Below are 18,141 nucleotides of genomic sequence, written 5' to 3' on the forward strand. Positions count from 1 at the left end.
CGACTCCTTAGCGGTGACCATAAACCCTGGGGCGGGTGTAGTGATCGATTAACGGCACGGTAATATTGGCCAGCAGTACGGCGAAGGCCACGCCATCCGGATAACCGCCCCAGGTGCGGATCAGCCAGACCAGCAGGCCCGCCAGCGCACCGAACAGCAGGCGGCCACGGTTGGTGGTGGAAGCGGTCACCGGATCCGTCAGGATAAAAAAGGCGCCAAGCATAGTGGCTCCGGAAAACAGGTGTATCAGCGGCGAGGCGCAGCTCTCTGGGGCAAACCACCAACCCAGGGTAGAGCACGCCAGCAGCGACGCCAGAAAGGCCAGCGGAATGTGCCAGCGGATGGCGTTACGCCACAGCAGGAACAGACCGCCTGCCAGATAAGCAAGGTTGACCCACTGCCAGCCCACGCCCGCCAGCAGGCCACCGTAGATCGGCGCCTGAAGCAGGTTTTCCGCGCTCTGTCCGGCGTGCAGGCCGGTCTTAAAGGTATCCAGCGGCGTCGCCTGGCTAATGCCGTCGATCCCCATACGCAGGGCGTTCATCGTCAGACCGTCCGGGGTCTGGCCGCGAAAAATCACGCTTAGCGCGTCGACGAGCCCGGGAACCGAAGCGGCCAGGCTCTGGGGCGGCAACCAACTGGTCATCTGAACCGGGAAGGAGATAAGCAGCACGACATAGCCAATCATCGCCGGGTTAAACGGATTGTTGCCCAGGCCACCATAGAGCTGTTTAGCAATGATCACGGCAAATACGGTGCCGAGTACCACTATCCACCAGGGGGCCAATGGTGGAACGCTAATGCCCAGCAGCAGGCCGGTCAGCAGGGCCGAATTATCCCCGAGAATGGCTGAGGACTGATGACGGAGTCTGATGACCAAGGCTTCTGCTGAGACCGCAGCTGCAGCGGCCAGTATCAACTGGATAAGGGTTCCCCAGCCGAAGAACCAGAGCTGTGTAGCGATCCCCGGGATACAGGCCAGAATAACCAGCATCATTATGCGCGAGGTCTGGCGCTGGTTGTGGGTATAGGGGGAGCTTGCGATTCTGAAAACCATTTATTCCTCGTGGACCACTGGCTGCTGTGCGGCTTTACGTGCTTTAACCCGGGCGATAGCGGCTTCTACCGCGGCCTTGCGTGGATCGGCGGCGGGCTGTTCAGCCACGCTCTCCTCGGCCTGTTCCGGCTGAGCCTGATTTTGCGCGGCCTTACGTGCTTTAACCCGGGCGATAGCGGCTTCTACCGCGGCCTTGCGCGGATCGGCGGCGGGCTGTTCAGCCGCGCTCTCCTCGGCCTGTTCCGGCTGAGCCTGATTCTGCGCGGCCTTACGTGCTTTGGCGCGGGCGATAGCGGCTTCCACCGCGGCCTTGCGCGGATCGGCGGCGGGCTGTTCAGCCACGCTCTCCTCAGTTGGCTCCGACTGAGCCTGATTGTGCGCGGCCTTGCGGGCTTTGGCGCGGGCGATAGCGGCTTCCACCGCAGCCTTGCGCGGATCGGCGGCGGGCTGTTCAGCCGCGCTCTCCTCGGCCTGTTCTGGCTGAGCCTGATTCTGCGCGGCCTTGCGGGCTTTGGCGCGGGCGATAGCGGCTTCTACCGCGGCCTTACGCGGATCGGCATCAGCGGCGGCAGGGGCTTCGTTTGGCTGCGCTTTACGTGCCCTGGCTTCGGCTTTGCGGGCTTCTCGCGCGGCGATAACGCTGCTGTTATCCGGTTGGGCGCCAGCCTGAACTTCCACCGGCTGTGCGGCATCGGCTTTCTTTGCCTTCACCCGGGCCAGCGCGGCCTGGATAGCATCTTTATCGCCAGTGGAGGGCTGTGCCGCGGCCTGCTTATGGCGATCCTTACGGGCCGCTTTTTCACGCTCAAGGCGCTGCTGGCGCGCCTCAAAGCGCGCTTTTGCCTCGGCGGCGCGTCGGGCTTCATCGGCGATGGCGCGGATTTCTGCTTTTTCCTGACGGAAGTACTGTACCAGCGGAATATCGCTGGGGCAGACCCAGGCGCAGGCGCCGCATTCAATGCAGTCGGACAGATGGTGCGCCGTGGCTTTATCGTGCTGCTGTCCCTTACTGAACCAGTAGAGCTGCTGGGGCAGCAGATCGGCAGGGCAGGCATCGGCGCAGGCGCTGCAGCGAATACAATTTTGTTCGGGGCGCTCCTCGCCCATCTCACTGGCGGAAGGAGCCAGCAGGCAGTTGGTGATCTTGACCACTGGCGCTGACAGCGAGGGCAGAGTAAAGCCCATCAGCGGGCCGCCCATAATTACCATCGGCTTCTGACTGGCGCGAAAACCGGCAAAATCCAGCAGATGCTGCACCGGAGTACCCAGCCGCGCCCAGACGTTACCAGGGCGCTCTACTGCTTCGCCGGTCAGAGTGACTACGCGCTCAGTCAGCGGCTCGCCGTCAATCACCGCGCGTTTCACCGCATAAGCGGTCCCGACGTTCTGCATCAGTACGCCGATATCGGACGAACGTCCGCCGTGGGGAACCTGGTGTCCGGTCAGTATCTGGGTAAGCTGTTTGGCACCGCCGGAAGGATATTTGGTGGGGATCACCCGCAGTTGAATATCGTGGGCATCCGCCAGTACCGCGCGCAGCATCGAAATGGCCTGAGGCTTGTTATCCTCAATACCGATCAGGGTTTCGCGCGGTTGCAGAATATGGGCCAGAATGCGGATACCTTCGACGATCTGCGCGGCGCAATCCTGCATCAGACGGTCATCGGCGGTGATATAGGGTTCGCATTCAGCGGCGTTAATGATCAGGGTTTTAATCGCCTCGCCGCCGCCCTGTAGTTTGACGCCGGTAGGGAAGCCCGCACCGCCCAGCCCGGCGACGCCGAACTGGTGGATACGGGCGATTAGCGCCTCCCGGCTCTGGTGCCGATAGTCGCTCCAGCCTTCCAGTGGGATCCAGCGATCCTCGCCATCGGCTTCGATGACGATGGCGGGCTCCATCAGTCCGGAAGGATGGGCGGCAACATGAGGCTCAATGGCCGTCACGGTGCCCGAGGTCGGCGCGTGCACCGGTAGCATACGGCCATTGCCCCGGGTTAACGGCTGACCGCGCAGCACGCTGTCACCCACGGCGACGCATAGTTCGCCCTGCTGGCCGATATGCTGCTTCAGCGGAATCACCAGCCGTGACGGTAGCGGCACCTGACGTAGCGGGGTGCCGCTGGACTGGGTTTTCATTTCCGGGGGATGAATCCCGCCGTGGAAATCCCAGATTTTCTCTTTTCTGAAGGCGGAAAATAACTTAAGCATGTTGTTCTGTCGGAATCACGCGCACCGGAATGGTGTTCAAATCCCATTTCCAGTTATCGGGCGTAGTGGGGGCCGGAAGCAGCTCAATGCAGTGCGTGGGGCAGGGATCGACGCACAGGTTACAGCCGGTGCACAGGTCGCTGACCACGGTGTGCATGGCGCGGGTGGCGCCGACAATGGCGTCCACCGGGCAGGCCTGAATGCACTTGGTACAGCCGATACAGTTGTTCTCATCAATGACCGCCAGCATACGTACCGGCTGGGCGGCTTCGTCATCGCCGTCAATGGGTTGGGGATCCACATTCAGCAGCGTAGCTATCTTGTTCATCACCGCTTCGCCACCGGGAGCGCAGCGGTTAATATTCTCGCCGTTATTACCGACCGCTTCCGCGTAAGGGCGGCAGCCGGGATAGCCGCACTGTCCGCACTGGCTCTGGGGAAGAAGTTCGTCAATTTTATCGACTATCGGATCTTCTGCCACCGCAAAGCGACGCGAGGCGTAGCCCAGCAGCAGGCCGAACACCAGGGCCAGCAGGGTCAGAACCAGAACGGCAATCGCGATCATACTCATCAGAATTTTACCAAACCGCTAAAGCCCATAAAGGCAAGAGACATCAGTCCTGCGGTGATTAGCGCAATGGCGTTGCCTTTAAAGGGCAGCGGCACGTTAGCCACCGCCAGACGTTCGCGAATCGAGGCGAACAGCACCATCACCAGCGAAAAGCCTACGGCGGCTGAAAAGCCATACAGGGCGGACTGCAGGAAGCTGTGATTCAGGTTGATGCTCAGCAGCGCCACCCCCAGCACCGCGCAGTTGGTGGTGATAAGCGGCAGGAAGATGCCAAGCAGGCGATAGAGGGCCGGGCTGGTTTTACGCACCACCATTTCAGTGAACTGTACCACGACGGCGATCACCAGAATAAATGACATGGTGCGCAGGTAGAGCAGATCCAGAGGAACCAGTACAAAAGTGTTGATCAGCCACGAGCAGACGGTGGCCAGGGTCATTACGAACGTGGTCGCCAGTCCCATGCCAATCGCCGTCTCCAGCTTTTTCGATACCCCCATAAACGGGCACAGGCCAAGGAACTTCACCAGAACGAAGTTATTGACCAGAACGGTACCGATAAACAAAAGCAGATAGTCAGCCATGATTCGACCTGAATTAAAAAAAGCCGCCTATTATCGGCCAAATGGCCGATAGCGACAACCGCAACTCTGTGGGGTTATTTTATGGATTAACAAATGTGTTTTTTACCCGGGCGGAGCGCCGGAAGCAGGGCGCCAGTATCGCGGCAGCGAGCAGCGGGAACAGCAACTGACGCAGCGCCAGTTCATCGCTAATGGGTGAAAACGCAAAACTCTTCAGCGCCAGCAGCACGCCAATCAGGAGCCAGACAATATAGTGTTTACGCACCAGCCCGCGCCGCTTAAAGAAGGCGATGGCCAGCCACAGCGTATAACACCACATCACCAGGGTGCTGAACAGCGACAGATACCAGAGAGAGATCTGACCGCCGCTATGCAGACGGATGGCCTGATGCGCATCAGCAGAGATCAAAACCATCGCATACAGCGCCAGCGCGACCCCGGTGCTGAGCAGCGTCAGCAATAGCCAGGCGAGGGGAATATAGAGCCAGCCTCCGATACGCGGTGCCTGAGTGATGGTCATTTTTCCTCCGGAAATCATAGACAACAGCGGCGCCGGAATACGACGCCGCGGGGATTATAAGCCAATTCCTGGAAAATACTACCAGGCCTGCTCCGGGAAGCGCCAGACCGGTTCGGGTACCCGATCGGAATTGAACAGAACAACGCCGGGGGCAAGCGGCTATACAATAAATATCCATGATCTCGCGGGCAGCTTTTAACGTGTAATTCAAATGGTCAGAAAATTTTTCACGACTCGCTATTCTATTGATTTTTAAGTTTCACTGCGTTGCTGTAGCAGCTATGCCGGCACTGTCCGGAGCGCTAAAATACGCAGTCTGGCGGTTCAGCGGTTGAGGCGTTGCAGTGAATGGTGTGAAATGTCCGGGTCCACCAACGGGAGAGAATCTGTAATGAGTGACACTATCCGAGTCGGATTAATGGGTTATGGCTACGCCAGTAAGACCTTCCACGCGCCGCTAATTGCCGGTACCGCCGGCATGACCCTGGCGGCAATCTCCAGCAGCGATGAAGCCAAAGTGCAGGCCGACTGGCCATCAACGCCAGTGGTTGCCACTCCCCAGGCGCTGTTTAACGATCCGCAGATTGATGTAGTCGTTATCCCGACCCCCAATGATACCCATTATCCACTGGCAAAGGCCGCCCTTGAGGCCGGTAAGCATGTGGTGGTGGATAAACCTTTTACAGTGACACTGTCACAGGCCCGCGAACTGGAGTCGCTGGCTAAAAGCCGCGGACTGCTGCTTTCGGTGTTCCACAACCGCCGCTGGGACAGCGACTTCCTGACGCTGAAAAAGCTGATTGAAGAGGGCTCTCTGGGGGAAGTGGCCTATATGGAGTCGCACTTCGATCGCTTTCGTCCGCAGGTGCGCGATCGCTGGCGTGAACAGGCTGGCGTAGGCAGCGGCATCTGGTACGATCTGGGGCCGCATCTTCTGGACCAGGCGCTTGTGCTGTTTGGCCTGCCGGTCAGCATGACGGTCGATCTGGCGCAATTACGCCCCGGCGCGCAGACCACGGACTATTTCCACGCGGTGTTGCACTATCCGCAGCGGCGGGTGGTGCTGCATGCCTCGATGCTGGCGGCGGCGGAGTCGGCGCGCTATATCGTGCACGGCACCCGTGGCAGCTACGTAAAATGGGGACTGGACCCCCAGGAAGATCGCCTGAAGGCCGGCGAGCGTCCGCCGCTGGAAGACTGGGGCTACGATATGCGTGACGGAACCCTGACCCTGGCCCAGGGCGACCTGATGGCCGAACAGTCGTTGCTGACGGTACCCGGCAACTATCCCGCTTACTATGCCGCCATTCGCGATGCGCTGAACGGACAGGGGGAGAACCCGGTTCCGGCCAGCCAGGCGATTCGGGTCATGGAGCTGATTGAACTTGGCATCGATTCCGCCCGACATCGTTCCACCCTCAGCCTGATCTAAGCCCGCCACAGATTCGGGGGCGGCGTCCCGCTGCCCTCGCTTTTCCTGCCGCTATTGCTACAATCGCCCGAATGAATAACAACAAGGACTTACGATGGGCTGGTTACAGCGTCTGAAAATCGATCGCTTTTTAGTGGTCATGATTGGGGTGGTGGTGATTGCTTCCCTGTTTCCGGCTCAGGGGCAGATTCAAAACGGTTTTGAGATGCTGACCACGGCGGCGATTGCGCTGCTGTTTTTTATGCACGGCGCTAAGCTGTCGCGTGAGGCGATTGTTGCCGGTGCCGGACACTGGCGGCTGCACCTGGTGGTGTTCCTGAGCACCTTCGTGCTGTTTCCGCTACTGGGGCTGGCGATGAATCTGCTGCCCCCGACCATTCTGCCCCCGCCGCTGGTACTGGGGTTCCTCTATTTATGTGCGCTGCCTGCTACCGTGCAGTCGGCCATCGCCTTTACCTCGGTGGCCGGGGGCAACGTGGCGGCGGCGGTGTGTAGCGCTTCGGCATCCAGTATTCTGGGGATTTTTCTGTCGCCGGTGCTGGTGGGGATGTTGATGCATACCCAGCAGGGGGATACCGATACGCTGCACGCCATTGGCAAAATCGTGCTGCAACTGATGGTGCCCTTTGTGGTGGGGCATCTGGCGCGGCCACTGATTGGCGGCTGGGTCGATCGCCATCGTCGCCTGATCAATCTGACCGACCGTTCGTCGATCCTGCTGGTGGTTTACGTGGCCTTTAGCGAAGCGGTGAGCGAAGGGATCTGGCACCAGGTCACCGGTTATGCGCTACTGTGGGTGTTGATCTGTTCGCTGGTGCTGCTGGTGGTGGTGCTGGTGGTTAATACCCTGGCGGCGCGGTTGCTTGGTTTTAACACCGAAGATGAAATTACCATTGTGTTTTGTGGTTCCAAGAAGAGTCTGGCCAATGGCGTGCCGATGGCGAATGTGCTGTTTCCGGCCGCCAGCGTGGGAATGATGGTACTGCCGCTGATGATTTTTCACCAGATTCAACTGATGGTGTGCGCCGTGCTGGCGCAGCGCTACGCCCGGCGCCTGAAGCAGAACCAGCCCGACCGTTAAGCCGGGCAGTGAGGGTCAGGCTACGGCGACTTTAGCGCGCAGTGCCTGTTTTTCGGCGTCGCTCAGGAAGGCGATAGTCAGGCCGTTCTGCTGGGCCTGGCGAGCCTGGGCGGCGCTGAGCCCGGCCAGGGGAGCCGCCTGCAGATATTCGTGGCGGATCTCCACCCCCTGAACGGCGGGGTCGTCGGTGTTGATGGTCGCCAGAATGCCGCTATCCAGGAAACGCGCCAGCGGATGCTGCGCCAGGCTCGGTACGGTACTGGTCTGAATATTTGAAGTCAGGCAGGACTCAATGCCTATCTGATGTTCAGCCAGATAATCCATCAGCGCGGCATCCTCTACGGCCCGAACGCCGTGACCGATACGTTCGGCGCCCAGCTCGCGAATCGCCTGCCAGATGCTTTCCGGCCCGACGGCTTCGCCAGCGTGTACCGTAATGCGCCAGCCTGCGTCGCGGGCGCGACGGAAGTGATCCACGAACAGCTGGCCGGGGAAGCCGCGCTCATCGCCCGCCAGATCCAGCGCGGTAATGCGATCGCGGTGGCTCAGCAGTCCTTCCAGCTCCTCTTCACAGGCGGCCTCGCCAAAGGTGCGACTCAGAATACCGATCAGCCGGGCTTCGACCCCGTAGTCGCGACAGCCCTGGCGCACGCCGTCGATAACCGCTTCCACAACGCCGGCCACCGGCAGGTGATGGGTCATCGCCATATAGCGCGGCGAAAAGCGCAGTTCCACATAATGAAGCCCCTGGCGGGCGGCATCTTCCACATTTTCCCTGGCCACCCGGCGGCAGGCCTCCAGCGAGCCGAGGACTTTCACGCCCCAGTCCAGCTTCGCCAGGAAACTTACCAGATCCGGCTGGGTTTCAGTGACCTGGACATGAGGGCGCAGCGCTTCCAGCGAATCGGCGGGCAGGGCCAGATTGAACTCGCGGCCAAGCTCGAGAATGGTTTCGGCGCGAATGTTGCCGTCGAGGTGGCGATGCAGGTCGGTTAACGGGAGGGAGGAGTCAATCATGGTCGCACTCTTTAGTCTGCTTTACGGTGCGCTACAGTATAAGGGTTTAGGGTGAAATCGACATCCGCTACCCGGCAAAATCTGACGCGCCAATGGCGAAAATGGTTGAATAACCAGCAAGATACTAATTAATAAAGACATTTAACATATATTTAATACTAAAATCATGGAAAAATCTTAGTTGGGTTGTTATATTGCCTGCAGGCCATCATTCCAGGTACGTCCTGTATGGTGGCACTGCAGTCGCGCCGTTCCGGCGCATCCGACAACGGAGCCAGGTTCTCTCAGGCTTCGTATCGCACTGGAATATCAACTAAATTAACATGGATTCGTCGGCGCTCCCGTCTAAAGACGGGGCGGAAATGGTCTGCCCATGTGTTGGGACACAACGCCCGCAGGTCACGGTGAGACCAGCCAATGACCTTCGCCGTATATAGCCGCCTCTTTTGCCAGCCTTCGGGCTGGTTTTTTATTGGCAAAAAAGTGCCGACCTGCATGACACAGGTCGGCTAATGAAAAGGGTTTGGCATGTAACAGAGGTTGTGTCGAACCTCGGGAGTATCATGCCAGAACGGGCGTATGAGTGTGGCTACTTGTTAAGATTTCCCTTAAAGAAAAGTAATGATTTGTCTTCCATCACAGTAGCGACGTTATACCCGCAATCAGCCGCGTGACGCCTTGCTCCAGTTTGACCCGCGGACAGCCGACATTCAGGCGCAGAAAACCGGCGCCTTCGGGGCCATAAGTGGCACCGGGCATAATGGCGACCTTTTGCTGACCGATCAGCCTCTCCTGTAGTGCCGCATCGTCAAGCCCCAGCGGGCGTAGATCCAGCCAGGCCAGATAGGTCGCCTGGGGCACAGACCAGTTAAGTGCGGGGAAGGCGTTATTTAAGGTGTCAGATACCCAGCGCAGATTTTCCATCAGATATTCACGCAGGGCATCCAGCCAGGGCGCGCCTTCGCGATAGGCGGCGATATGGGCGACCAGCGCCAGCACGGCGGGGGAAGAGAGGCCGTCGCGACTCTTCAGCGCCGTCAGATAATGCTCCCGTGCGTTATCCCCGGCGATAATTCCCCAGGCGCCGGTCAGGGCCGGAATATTAAAGCTCTTGGACGCCGAACTGAGCAGCGCCCAGTCTCCGCGGCCCGCCACCTGACACCACGGAATGTGTTGCGCACCATTCCAGGTCATATCCATATGAATTTCATCGCTGATAACGCGCACCCCATGGCGCTCGCACAGCTGCGCCATCTGTTCCAGCTCCTGACGCCGCCACACTTTGCCGGTAGGGTTATGGGGGCTGCACAGCAGCATCAGGGTACAGCGGTCGCGCGCCAGCAGTTGCTCCAGCTCCGCCATATCGCACTGCCATTCACCCTGGTTCAGGCGCAGCGGCGCGCTCAGTACCTGGCGCTGATTGCCTTCAACCGTTTTATAAAAGGCGTCGTAGGCTGGGGTATGAATCAACACCTCATCCCCCTCGCGACTCCACTGACGGATAAGCTGGGAAACCATATAGATAACCGACGGTCCGTAGACGAGCTGCTGTGGCGCTACCTGGCTTGCGAAGCGGCTGGACATCCAGTATTGGATGGCGCCGGTGAAGTCGGGCTGTTGCCAGCGGCTGTAGCCCAGCACGCCGTGATTCAGGCGCTGCTGCATCGCTTCCAGGATACAGGGGGCGGTGGGGAAATCCATATCGGAGATGGTAAATGGCAGCAGATCGTCAGTACCGAAGCGGTCGGCGACGTAGTCCCACTGGGTGCACCAGGTGCCGTGACGATCGACGGGCTGTGAAAAATCGAACATATAACCTCTGAAACGGATGGCCCCTTCGTGTGAAGGGGCGAGAATATCAGGCTTCAACGCTGTTCATCAGCGTCTGTAGCTCATCTTTAACCGACTGGACCTGGGTGCCGATCACCACCTGCAGACTGTGCTGATTTAGTTGCACCACGCCAATAGCGCGCAGAGCCTTCAGAGCGTCGCTATTGACCAGACTCATATCCTTTACCGACAGACGCAGGCGGGTGATGCAGTTGTCCAGAGAGGTAATATTGTCGGCGCCGCCCAGTGCGGCCAGGATAGCCGGGCTGTCGTAGCCTGACTTGCCGGTGACGGTAGCCGGAACCTGGGACGCGTCAGCGCTAACGCTTTCAATATCGCGGCCCGGCGTTCTGATATTAAAGCGCTGAATCGCGAAGCGGAAGATCAGGTAGTAAGCCACAAACCAGACGGCGGCTACCACCGGTACCAGATACCATTTCGTCGACAGGCCGTGCAGGATACCGAACACCACAAAGTCGATGACATTACCGTCGGTGTTGCCGATGGTCACCCCCAGTACCGCCATGACGGTAAAGCCCAGACCGGTGAGCAGGGCGTGGATCAGATAGAGGACAGGGGCCACAAACAGGAACAGAAACTCCAGCGGTTCGGTAGTGCCGCCCACGGTGCAGGCGATAACGCCGGAAATCAACAGCCCTTTGATCTTATGACGATTTTCCGGGCGGGCACAGTGATACATCGCCAGCGCGGCGCCAGGCAGGCCGCCAAGGAAGGCCGGCATTTTCCCCTGGGAGAGGAAGCGGGTGGCGCTTTCGGCAAAACCGCGGTTTTCAGGGCAGCTCAACTGGGCCTGGAAGATAGTCAGGGCGCCGCTGACGCTGTGGCCGCAGACGTCCATGGTGCCGCCCGCGTCGGTAAAGCGAATTAGCGCCACCAGAATGTGCTGTAACCCAAAGGGCAGCAGCAGGCGTTCGCCGGTGCCAAAGATCATCGGGCCGAAATCTCCGGCGCTGTTGATCATATATCCCAGACCGTTAATACCTGCCGCGAACACCGGCCAGATCAGTGGAATCACCAGCCCCACCACGCCCATCACCAGGGTGGTGATAATAGGCACAAAGCGGGCGCCGCCGAAGAAGGCCAGGGCATCCGGCAGGCGGATATTGTGAAAGCGTTCATGCAGCATCCAGACGATAATGCCAGCGATAACCGCCCCGAGGATCCCGGTATCGATAGAGGCGATTCCGAGGGTGTCGCGAATATTATTGGCCTTGAGCAGCGCCGGATCGCTGGTGGGCAGAATCCCTTTGGCCGTCAGCCAGAAATTAACGGCAAGGTTCATCACCACAAAGCCGACGAAGCCCGAGAAAGCCGCCACGCCTTTATTTTCCCGGGCCAGCCCCAGCGGAATAGCGATACAGAACATCACCGGCAGGAAGGTAAAAGCGAAAGAGCCCACTTTTGCCATCCAGGTGAACACCAACTGTAGCACCGGCGTGTCGAGCGCCGGGATCAGCGTGGTGACATCGTGGCTGCTTAATGAACTGCCGATGCCCAGCATAATGCCGCAAAACGACAGTAGCGCCACCGGCAGCATAAAGGTTTTACCGAGGTTCTGGAAAAACTCCCAGAGCGTAATCTTTTGAGTTTGACTGGCCGCCATACACGACTCCCTGCACGCAAATAGGTGATATTTGCCGCGCAGGATAAAACGTTTTACTTAAGTTTATTGCGGCGGCGATCTCATAAGGCGATCGACCGCAAGGAATTTGAATCTCATTTTAGGTAAAACGTTTTAACGATCACAAACACAGAGCGATTATGACACTGCATAAAAGGGTCACCATTACCGATGTTGCCGTGGCGGCGGGGGTTTCCGTCAGTACGGTGTCGCTGGTATTAAGCGGCAAGGGACGTATTTCGGTCGCGACCGGCGATCGGGTTAATGCCGCTATTGAACGTTTGGGCTTTGTGCGTAACCGTCAGGCGGCGGCGCTGCGCGGCGGTCAGAGTGGCACTATTGGTCTAATCGTGCGCGATCCCGGCGCGCCATTCTATGCCGGTCTGCTTGCAGGGCTTATCGAAGAGCTGGAGCATCAGGGCCGGATGGTGCTGCTGGCTCCGGGCGGGCGCGATGGGCACAGCCTTGTTCGCAGCGCTGAAAGCCTGCTGGAGCAGGGAGTGGACGGTATTGTGATCGCCGGTTACCCGACACCCGACGCCGGACTCAGAGAGCGGGCCGCCAGCGCCGGAATCCCGCTGGTCTACGCCGATCGCGCCAGTCATCCTGATTCGCCTGAGATGATCAGCCCGGATAATATGCAGGCTGCGCGCATGCTGACTGAACATCTGATCGCGAAGGGGCATCAGCGTATCGCCTGGCTTGGCGGGCGCAGCGACTCGCTGACCAGGGCCGAACGCCTGGGGGGCTTTTGTGCCACGCTATTGCGCTACGGGCTGCCGTTTCATAGCGATCAGGTGATGGAGTGCGAATCCGGCCCGCAGCCCGCGGCACAAGCGCTGGTGACGCTGTTGCGTCGAAATACAGGGATCACGGCGGTGGTGTGTCATGACAGTCGGGTGGCGACCGGCGCCTGGTTCGGCCTGCAGCGGGTGGGGCGCAGCAGCGGTGAGGGCGGGCTGGAAAGCTATTATGAAAGCCGCATTGAACTGGCGGCCTTCGCCGATGTACCGGAAGCCTCGCTGGAGGCGCTGCCGGTGACCTGGGTGACGACACCTGCCAGTGAAACCGGGCGCAGCGCGGCACTACGGGTGTTGCAGATGGGAAGCGGAGAGCGCCAGCCTGGCCTTGAGCCGTCGGGCGTTCCGCCGCGGCTGGTGGTGCAGGAAAGAGGTGAACGATAAACCATAAAAAAGCGGCCCGCAGGTCGCTCGAGACTGATGACAAACCTGGGCCGAACGCGTTCGGCCAGAATCACCAGAAAAATAAACAAGGAAAATCAATTCATTGATTTTCGGCAGCTCAACCACAAAGAGGGAAAAACCACGTTTTTGCCTCTTTGCCATCAACCTAAAGCGGCCCGCAGGCCGCTCACGAATTACTGTCCGCCGGACTGAGGCGGGAACGGTGTCGGGGTCTGCGGCTGCTCCGGCTGGGCCGGGGTTCCGTTATCCAGAGGCAGACCGAACATTCCCTGAAATGCTTCCAGCGGCATCTTCTCGCCATTGAGATCGATCTGACCATCGGCGTATTTCAGCACGCTGGTGATGTTATCATCCTGCTGTTTGGTCAGGTGGAACATGGTTCCCATCGCCGCCAGGCCACGAACCTGCTGGTCAGCCAGCTTCGCCGCCTGGTCATCCTGATAGCCTTCCAGCTTCGCCACCTGAGTCATCAGCGCTTTGGCCATCGGCATCGGAATGGTCAGGTTGCCGTCCATGGTTTTGATAATGCCGTCGGCGGCCTGCTGAGGCGTTTGGGGCTGCGCCTGATGCTGCGGCTGTTTGAAGGTCAGATTCAGGTTCAGGGTGCTTTCCCCCTTATCATTCTTCCAGCTCAGCGGCGCGACGGAAACCTGCGGCTCGCCCTTCAGCAAAATTGGCAGGTTAGCCAGCAGGATATCGGTGGCGCGCTGCTGATAGCGTTCGGGATCCTCCATCATGCCGGGCTCCGCCAGTAATGCCTGAGCCTGGGCGTTATACTTCTGGCTGAACTCATGCAGCGCGGCGCCGTCAATGCGGCTGGCCTTCAGCATCAGGCTTCCGCTCCCCATATTCTGGTTCTGAACCTGCAGCGCCTTCAGCGTGTAGTCGAGCTGGCCGCCCAGATGCTTGCCATCCTCTTCCACCCGGGAGACCGCATTCAGCGCCAGTCCTTCCAGAGTCGCCATATCCTTACCTTCGATGCTCAGCGTCAGCTTATCGACGTTCAGCTTCTGGTTGCCGACCCGCTCTTTAAAGTCGGTCATGCTGGTTTCACCGTCGATATTAAAGCCGTCGATCGCCATACCCACCTGCTGGTCGTACTCGTTAGGGCCGGTGAATCTGGCGTTGCCCACTTCGCCTTTAAGGGCCATGGTATCGCCGTCGCGGCTGACGTCTGCGGTAAATTCACCACCGCCGAATACCACTTTGTTTTTCTCGTGGGTCATCTCAAGCGGGCGCAGCGCGATATCCGACGAGGTATCGCCGCTGTAGCCGACGCGGGTATCCACATCAATAAAGGATTTGCCGCCGGTGCTTTCAAACAGCGACTTCGTGGTGTCGTTATTGATAAGCGTGGTCTGTACCGAGGCCATGGCGGGCAGCAGGTTGAATTTCTTCAACTGACTGGCCGGGAAGGGGCCGTGATCCACTTTTTCATCGAGCAGAATGGTGCTGCCTGCCGGGAGCCAGCTTTTCTGCGCGGCGGGATCGGTTTTCAGCGCCAGCTTCAACTGACTGGAGAACAGGCCGCGCTGATAATCCTGATAGCTGAGGACCAGACCGGACTGCGGCGCGGTCTGCTTGATCTGCGCGTTGGCATCGGCGACCGCCTGGGCGATACGCTGCTCCAGCTGTTTGCCGGTATACCAGGAGGCACCGGTCCAGACGACACCCAGCGCAACAACAACACCTACGGCAACCAGAGATTTTTTCATAAATTCGTTTCCCTATGAGACCGGACGCAGGGGCCCGGCAGAATGTAACAGCCTTCCAAAAAAGCTTAACAATCTCCGTATAAAAATTCAGTAACTTATTCGTGGCTCAGGGAAAAAGAGAGAAAGGGCGCCGGATGGCGCCCTGAAAGATTAGAGTTTGTTATAGACTCGGGCCAGGCGGCCGCTACCGCTGGCGTTAACCGGGCCGTCGCTGGCCGGAACAAAGGCCGACTCCCCGGGTTTGAGGGTGAGAGTCTGGCCGCCGTTTTCCAACTGCGCTTCCCCCTCAATGCAGAACAGAATCGCGGCGCTCTGCTGACTCAGCGAAGCCGGGGCGGCACCCAGGTCGTGCAGGGAGAAGGCGAAATCATCCACCGGAATCGGGAAGTCCAGCTCCGCCCCATGCTGTTCAGGCTGGGTCAGCAGGGTATCGGCGGCGCGCGGCGTGAAGCGCACGTTGGCCACCAGCTCCGCAATATCGATATATTTCGGCGTCAGACCGGCGCGCAGCACGTTATCGGAATTGGCCATGACTTCCAGCGCCACGCCCTGCAGATAGGCATGGGGCGTTTCGGCGAACAGGAACATCGCCTCGCCGGGGTTCAGCTTCACCACGTTGAGCAGCAGCGGCGAAAACAGGCCGCTGTCGTCCGGGTAAACCTCCGCGATGGCGCGAATGGTCTGCCAGGGCTCACCCTGCTGGTTGTTCAGTTCGGCTTTCAGGATATCCAGCGCCTGGCGTTTTTCGTCGCCTGCCAGATTCAGCAGGCCGGCAAACAGTTCGCGCAGTTGAGAGGCATCAGGCTGTTGCAGGAAGCGTTCAATAGCAGGGTGCGCTTCCTTTACCGGCCGGAGTAGGGGCAGGAGTTCGCTGAACTCACGAAAGGCGTTCATCGCCAGGAAAGGGGTGAGCGCAAAAACCAGCTCGGGCTTGTGATTGGGATCTTTATAATTACGCTGCGGCGAATCCAGCGGAATAGCGGCGGCATTCTCTTTAGCAAAACCGATTTCGGAAGCCTGCTTGTTGGGGTGTACCTGAATTGAGAGCGGCTGGTCGGCGCACAGTACTTTAAACAGAAAGGGCAGTTCGCCGAAACGCCGGGCTACCGCATCGCCGAGCAGCTTTTCAGGCTGTTCATCAATAAGCGCGCGCAGGGGGCGTTCGCTACCATCGGCCATCGCCACCCGGGAACTGCTTTTAGGATGCGCGCCCATCCACAATTCCGCCATTGGCAGATTGTCGGGATTCGGGATGCCGTATAGTCTGGTTAGCGCTGTTTTGCTGCCCCAGGCATAATTTTGCACTGAATTGATTAATTTTTGCATTATCAATGCCCTGTAATTGATCGAAAAAGTCTGACGTTATTAAACCAGTTCCCTTGAATGAAGTAACCAGGCACAACAAAAAGTCGTACTAGTCTCAGTTTTTGTTAAGAAGATGTGTATGATTGTGTGGCATATTGTTATGGTGATTTTGACGCGCGGCGCGCGTCGGAATGGATGCTTACCCTGAAGTAGCAAGTGAGAGAAAAAATGTCGAACAAACCCTTCCACTACCAGGAGCCTTTTCCGCTCAAACCCGATGACACCGAATATTATCTGCTGACCCGCGACCACGTCTGTGTGACAGAGTTCGAAGGGCAGGAGGTGCTAAAAGTCGATCCTCAGGCCCTGACGCTGCTTGCTCAGCACGCCTTTCACGACGCCTCTTTTATGCTCCGCACCGCCCATCAGCAACAAGTCGCCGCCATCCTTGACGATCCCGAAGCCAGTGATAACGATCGCTATGTGGCGTTGCAGTTCCTGCGTAACTCAGAAATCTCGGCCCGCGGCGTGCTGCCGACCTGTCAGGACACCGGCACCGCGATCGTGGTCGGTAAAAAGGGCCAGCGAGTCTGGACCGGCGGTGGCGATGAAGAGGCGCTGTCGCGCGGGATCTATAACACCTACATTGAAGATAACCTGCGCTATTCGCAAAACGCGGCGCTGGATATGTACAAAGAGGTGAACACCGGCACCAACCTGCCGGCGCAGATTGACCTTTATAGCGTCGACGGCGCGGAATATAAGTTCCTGTGCATCGCCAAAGGCGGCGGCTCTGCCAACAAAACTTATCTGTACCAGGAGACCCGCGCGCTGCTCAATCCCGGGCGCCTGAAGAATTACCTGGTCGAGAAGATGCGAACCCTGGGGACCGCGGCCTGCCCGCCGTACCATATCGCCTTTGTGATTGGCGGCACCTCGGCTGAAGCCAACCTTAAGACCGTGAAGCTGGCCTCCACCAAATACTACGACGGGCTGCCGACCGAAGGTAACGAATATGGTCAGGCCTTCCGTGACGTCGCGCTGGAAGAAGAGTTGCTGCAGGAGGCCCGCAATCTGGGGCTGGGCGCTCAGTTCGGCGGTAAGTACTTCGCGCACGATGTGCGGGTGATTCGTCTGCCGCGTCACGGCGCTTCCTGCCCGGTGGGGATGGGGGTTTCCTGCTCTGCGGACCGAAATATCAAGGCTAAAATTAACCGCGACGGTATCTGGATCGAGAAACTGGAGCAGAACCCAGGGCGCTTTATTCCCGAGGCGCTGCGCCGCTCTGGCGAAGGCGAGGTGGTGAATGTCGATCTTAACCAGCCGATGGATGAGATCCGCAAGCTGCTGTCGCAGTATCCGGTGGCGACGCGCCTGTCGCTGAACGGTACCATCATCGTGGCGCGCGATATCGCTCACGCGAAGCTCAAAGAGCTGCTCGACAGCGGCGAGCCGCTGCCTCAGTACATTAAGGATCACCCCATCTACTATGCGGGCCCGGCTAAAACGCCGGAAGGCTATGCATCAGGATCGCTGGGGCCCACCACCGCGGGCCGTATGGACTCCTATGTCGATCAGCTACAGGCCAACGGCGGCAGCATGGTGATGCTGGCCAAGGGTAACCGCAGTCAGCAGGTGACTGATGCCTGTCATAAGCACGGCGGTTTTTACCTGGGCAGTATCGGTGGTCCGGCGGCGGTGCTGGCGCAGCAGAGCATCAAGCATCTGGAGTGCGTGGCTTACCCGGAACTGGGGATGGAAGCTATCTGGAAGATCGAGGTTGAAGACTTCCCGGCCTTTATTCTGGTGGATGATAAGGGCAATGACTTCTTCCAGCAGATCCAGAACAGCCGCTGCGAGATTTGCGTTAAATAACCTTCAGGGCCGCCGTCGGGCGGCCTTTTATATCGCACGAAGCACCAAACCCTTTCCCTGTCCTGGCGCATACTCAAACCGTTGAACCCTTTTTGGTACACA

14 protein-coding genes are annotated in these 18,141 nt (G+C 58.9%); 4 read left to right on the forward strand and 10 right to left on the reverse strand.

The genetic code is table 11. The features are described from left to right. Positions 1 to 7: 7 nt before the first annotated feature. From rsxD to SCU88_RS10915, 5 genes are all read right to left on the reverse strand, one after another. Positions 8 to 1,057 carry an electron transport complex subunit RsxD gene (gene rsxD / locus SCU88_RS10895; RefSeq protein ID WP_175341392.1) on the reverse strand — a complete coding sequence of 350 codons (1,050 nt, stop codon included), beginning with the start codon at positions 1,055 to 1,057 and terminating at the stop codon, positions 8 to 10. Next, positions 1,058 to 3,265, reverse strand: a complete 2,208-nt coding sequence (gene rsxC / locus SCU88_RS10900; protein WP_175341393.1) for an electron transport complex subunit RsxC — start codon at positions 3,263 to 3,265, stop codon at positions 1,058 to 1,060. It abuts the gene before it with no gap. After that, positions 3,258 to 3,836 carry an electron transport complex subunit RsxB gene (gene rsxB / locus SCU88_RS10905; RefSeq protein WP_175341394.1) on the reverse strand — a complete coding sequence of 193 codons (579 nt, stop codon included), beginning with the start codon at positions 3,834 to 3,836 and terminating at the stop codon, positions 3,258 to 3,260. Before rsxB ends, rsxC begins: the two co-directional genes overlap by 8 nt. Further along, positions 3,836 to 4,417, reverse strand: coding sequence for an electron transport complex subunit RsxA (gene rsxA, locus SCU88_RS10910; protein WP_138097304.1), 582 nt, complete (start codon positions 4,415 to 4,417; stop codon positions 3,836 to 3,838). The genes rsxB and rsxA overlap by 1 nt, the downstream gene beginning before the upstream one ends. Positions 4,418 to 4,496: 79 nt before the next feature. Beyond that, positions 4,497 to 4,937 (reverse strand): DUF2569 domain-containing protein, encoded by a 441-nt coding sequence (locus tag SCU88_RS10915; RefSeq protein WP_138097305.1) that lies wholly within the window; start codon positions 4,935 to 4,937, stop codon positions 4,497 to 4,499. Positions 4,938 to 5,328: 391 nt separating this feature from the next. Between SCU88_RS10915 and SCU88_RS10920 the strand changes: the two genes are divergently transcribed. Next, a complete protein-coding gene (locus tag SCU88_RS10920) occupies positions 5,329 to 6,369 on the forward strand; it encodes an oxidoreductase (protein WP_175341395.1) in 1,041 nt (346 codons plus the stop codon). Positions 6,370 to 6,463: 94 nt separating this feature from the next. Further along, entirely contained in the window at positions 6,464 to 7,450 is a 987-nt protein-coding gene (locus SCU88_RS10925; RefSeq protein ID WP_175341396.1) for a bile acid:sodium symporter, read from the forward strand. Positions 7,451 to 7,465: 15 nt separating this feature from the next. Here SCU88_RS10925 and add read toward each other — a convergent pair whose 3' ends face one another. The 3 genes from add to malX form a co-directional block, all read right to left on the reverse strand. After that, positions 7,466 to 8,467 (reverse strand): adenosine deaminase, encoded by a 1,002-nt coding sequence (gene add, locus SCU88_RS10930; RefSeq protein ID WP_175341397.1) that lies wholly within the window; start codon positions 8,465 to 8,467, stop codon positions 7,466 to 7,468. A 636-nt stretch (positions 8,468 to 9,103) separates the two neighbouring features. Next, the gene (locus SCU88_RS10935) at positions 9,104 to 10,279 is read right to left on the reverse strand and encodes a PatB family C-S lyase (protein ID WP_175341398.1); all 1,176 of its coding nucleotides are present in this window, start codon (positions 10,277 to 10,279) and stop codon (positions 9,104 to 9,106) included. Positions 10,280 to 10,325: 46 nt separating this feature from the next. Beyond that, positions 10,326 to 11,921 (reverse strand): maltose/glucose-specific PTS transporter subunit IIBC, encoded by a 1,596-nt coding sequence (gene malX / locus SCU88_RS10940; protein ID WP_175341399.1) that lies wholly within the window; start codon positions 11,919 to 11,921, stop codon positions 10,326 to 10,328. A 158-nt stretch (positions 11,922 to 12,079) separates the two neighbouring features. On the opposite strand from malX, the gene malI reads away from it, so the two are divergent. Then, entirely contained in the window at positions 12,080 to 13,123 is a 1,044-nt protein-coding gene (malI, locus tag SCU88_RS10945; RefSeq protein WP_175341400.1) for a Mal regulon transcriptional regulator MalI, read from the forward strand. A 194-nt stretch (positions 13,124 to 13,317) separates the two neighbouring features. On the opposite strand, the gene SCU88_RS10950 is transcribed toward malI, so the two are convergent. Both SCU88_RS10950 and manA read right to left on the reverse strand, forming a co-directional pair. After that, positions 13,318 to 14,859 carry a DUF945 family protein gene (locus tag SCU88_RS10950; protein ID WP_175341401.1) on the reverse strand — a complete coding sequence of 514 codons (1,542 nt, stop codon included), beginning with the start codon at positions 14,857 to 14,859 and terminating at the stop codon, positions 13,318 to 13,320. 150 nt (positions 14,860 to 15,009) lie between these two features. Beyond that, positions 15,010 to 16,185, reverse strand: coding sequence for a mannose-6-phosphate isomerase (gene manA, locus SCU88_RS10955; RefSeq protein WP_138097315.1), 1,176 nt, complete (start codon positions 16,183 to 16,185; stop codon positions 15,010 to 15,012). A 207-nt stretch (positions 16,186 to 16,392) separates the two neighbouring features. Between manA and fumA the strand changes: the two genes are divergently transcribed. Beyond that, positions 16,393 to 18,039 (forward strand): class I fumarate hydratase FumA, encoded by a 1,647-nt coding sequence (gene fumA, locus SCU88_RS10960; protein ID WP_175341402.1) that lies wholly within the window; start codon positions 16,393 to 16,395, stop codon positions 18,037 to 18,039. Positions 18,040 to 18,141 lie beyond the last annotated feature (102 nt).

Origin of the sequence: Jejuibacter sp. L23, assembly GCF_050815825.1 — a bacterium.
Lineage (GTDB): Bacteria > Pseudomonadota > Gammaproteobacteria > Enterobacterales > Enterobacteriaceae > Jejubacter > Jejubacter calystegiae.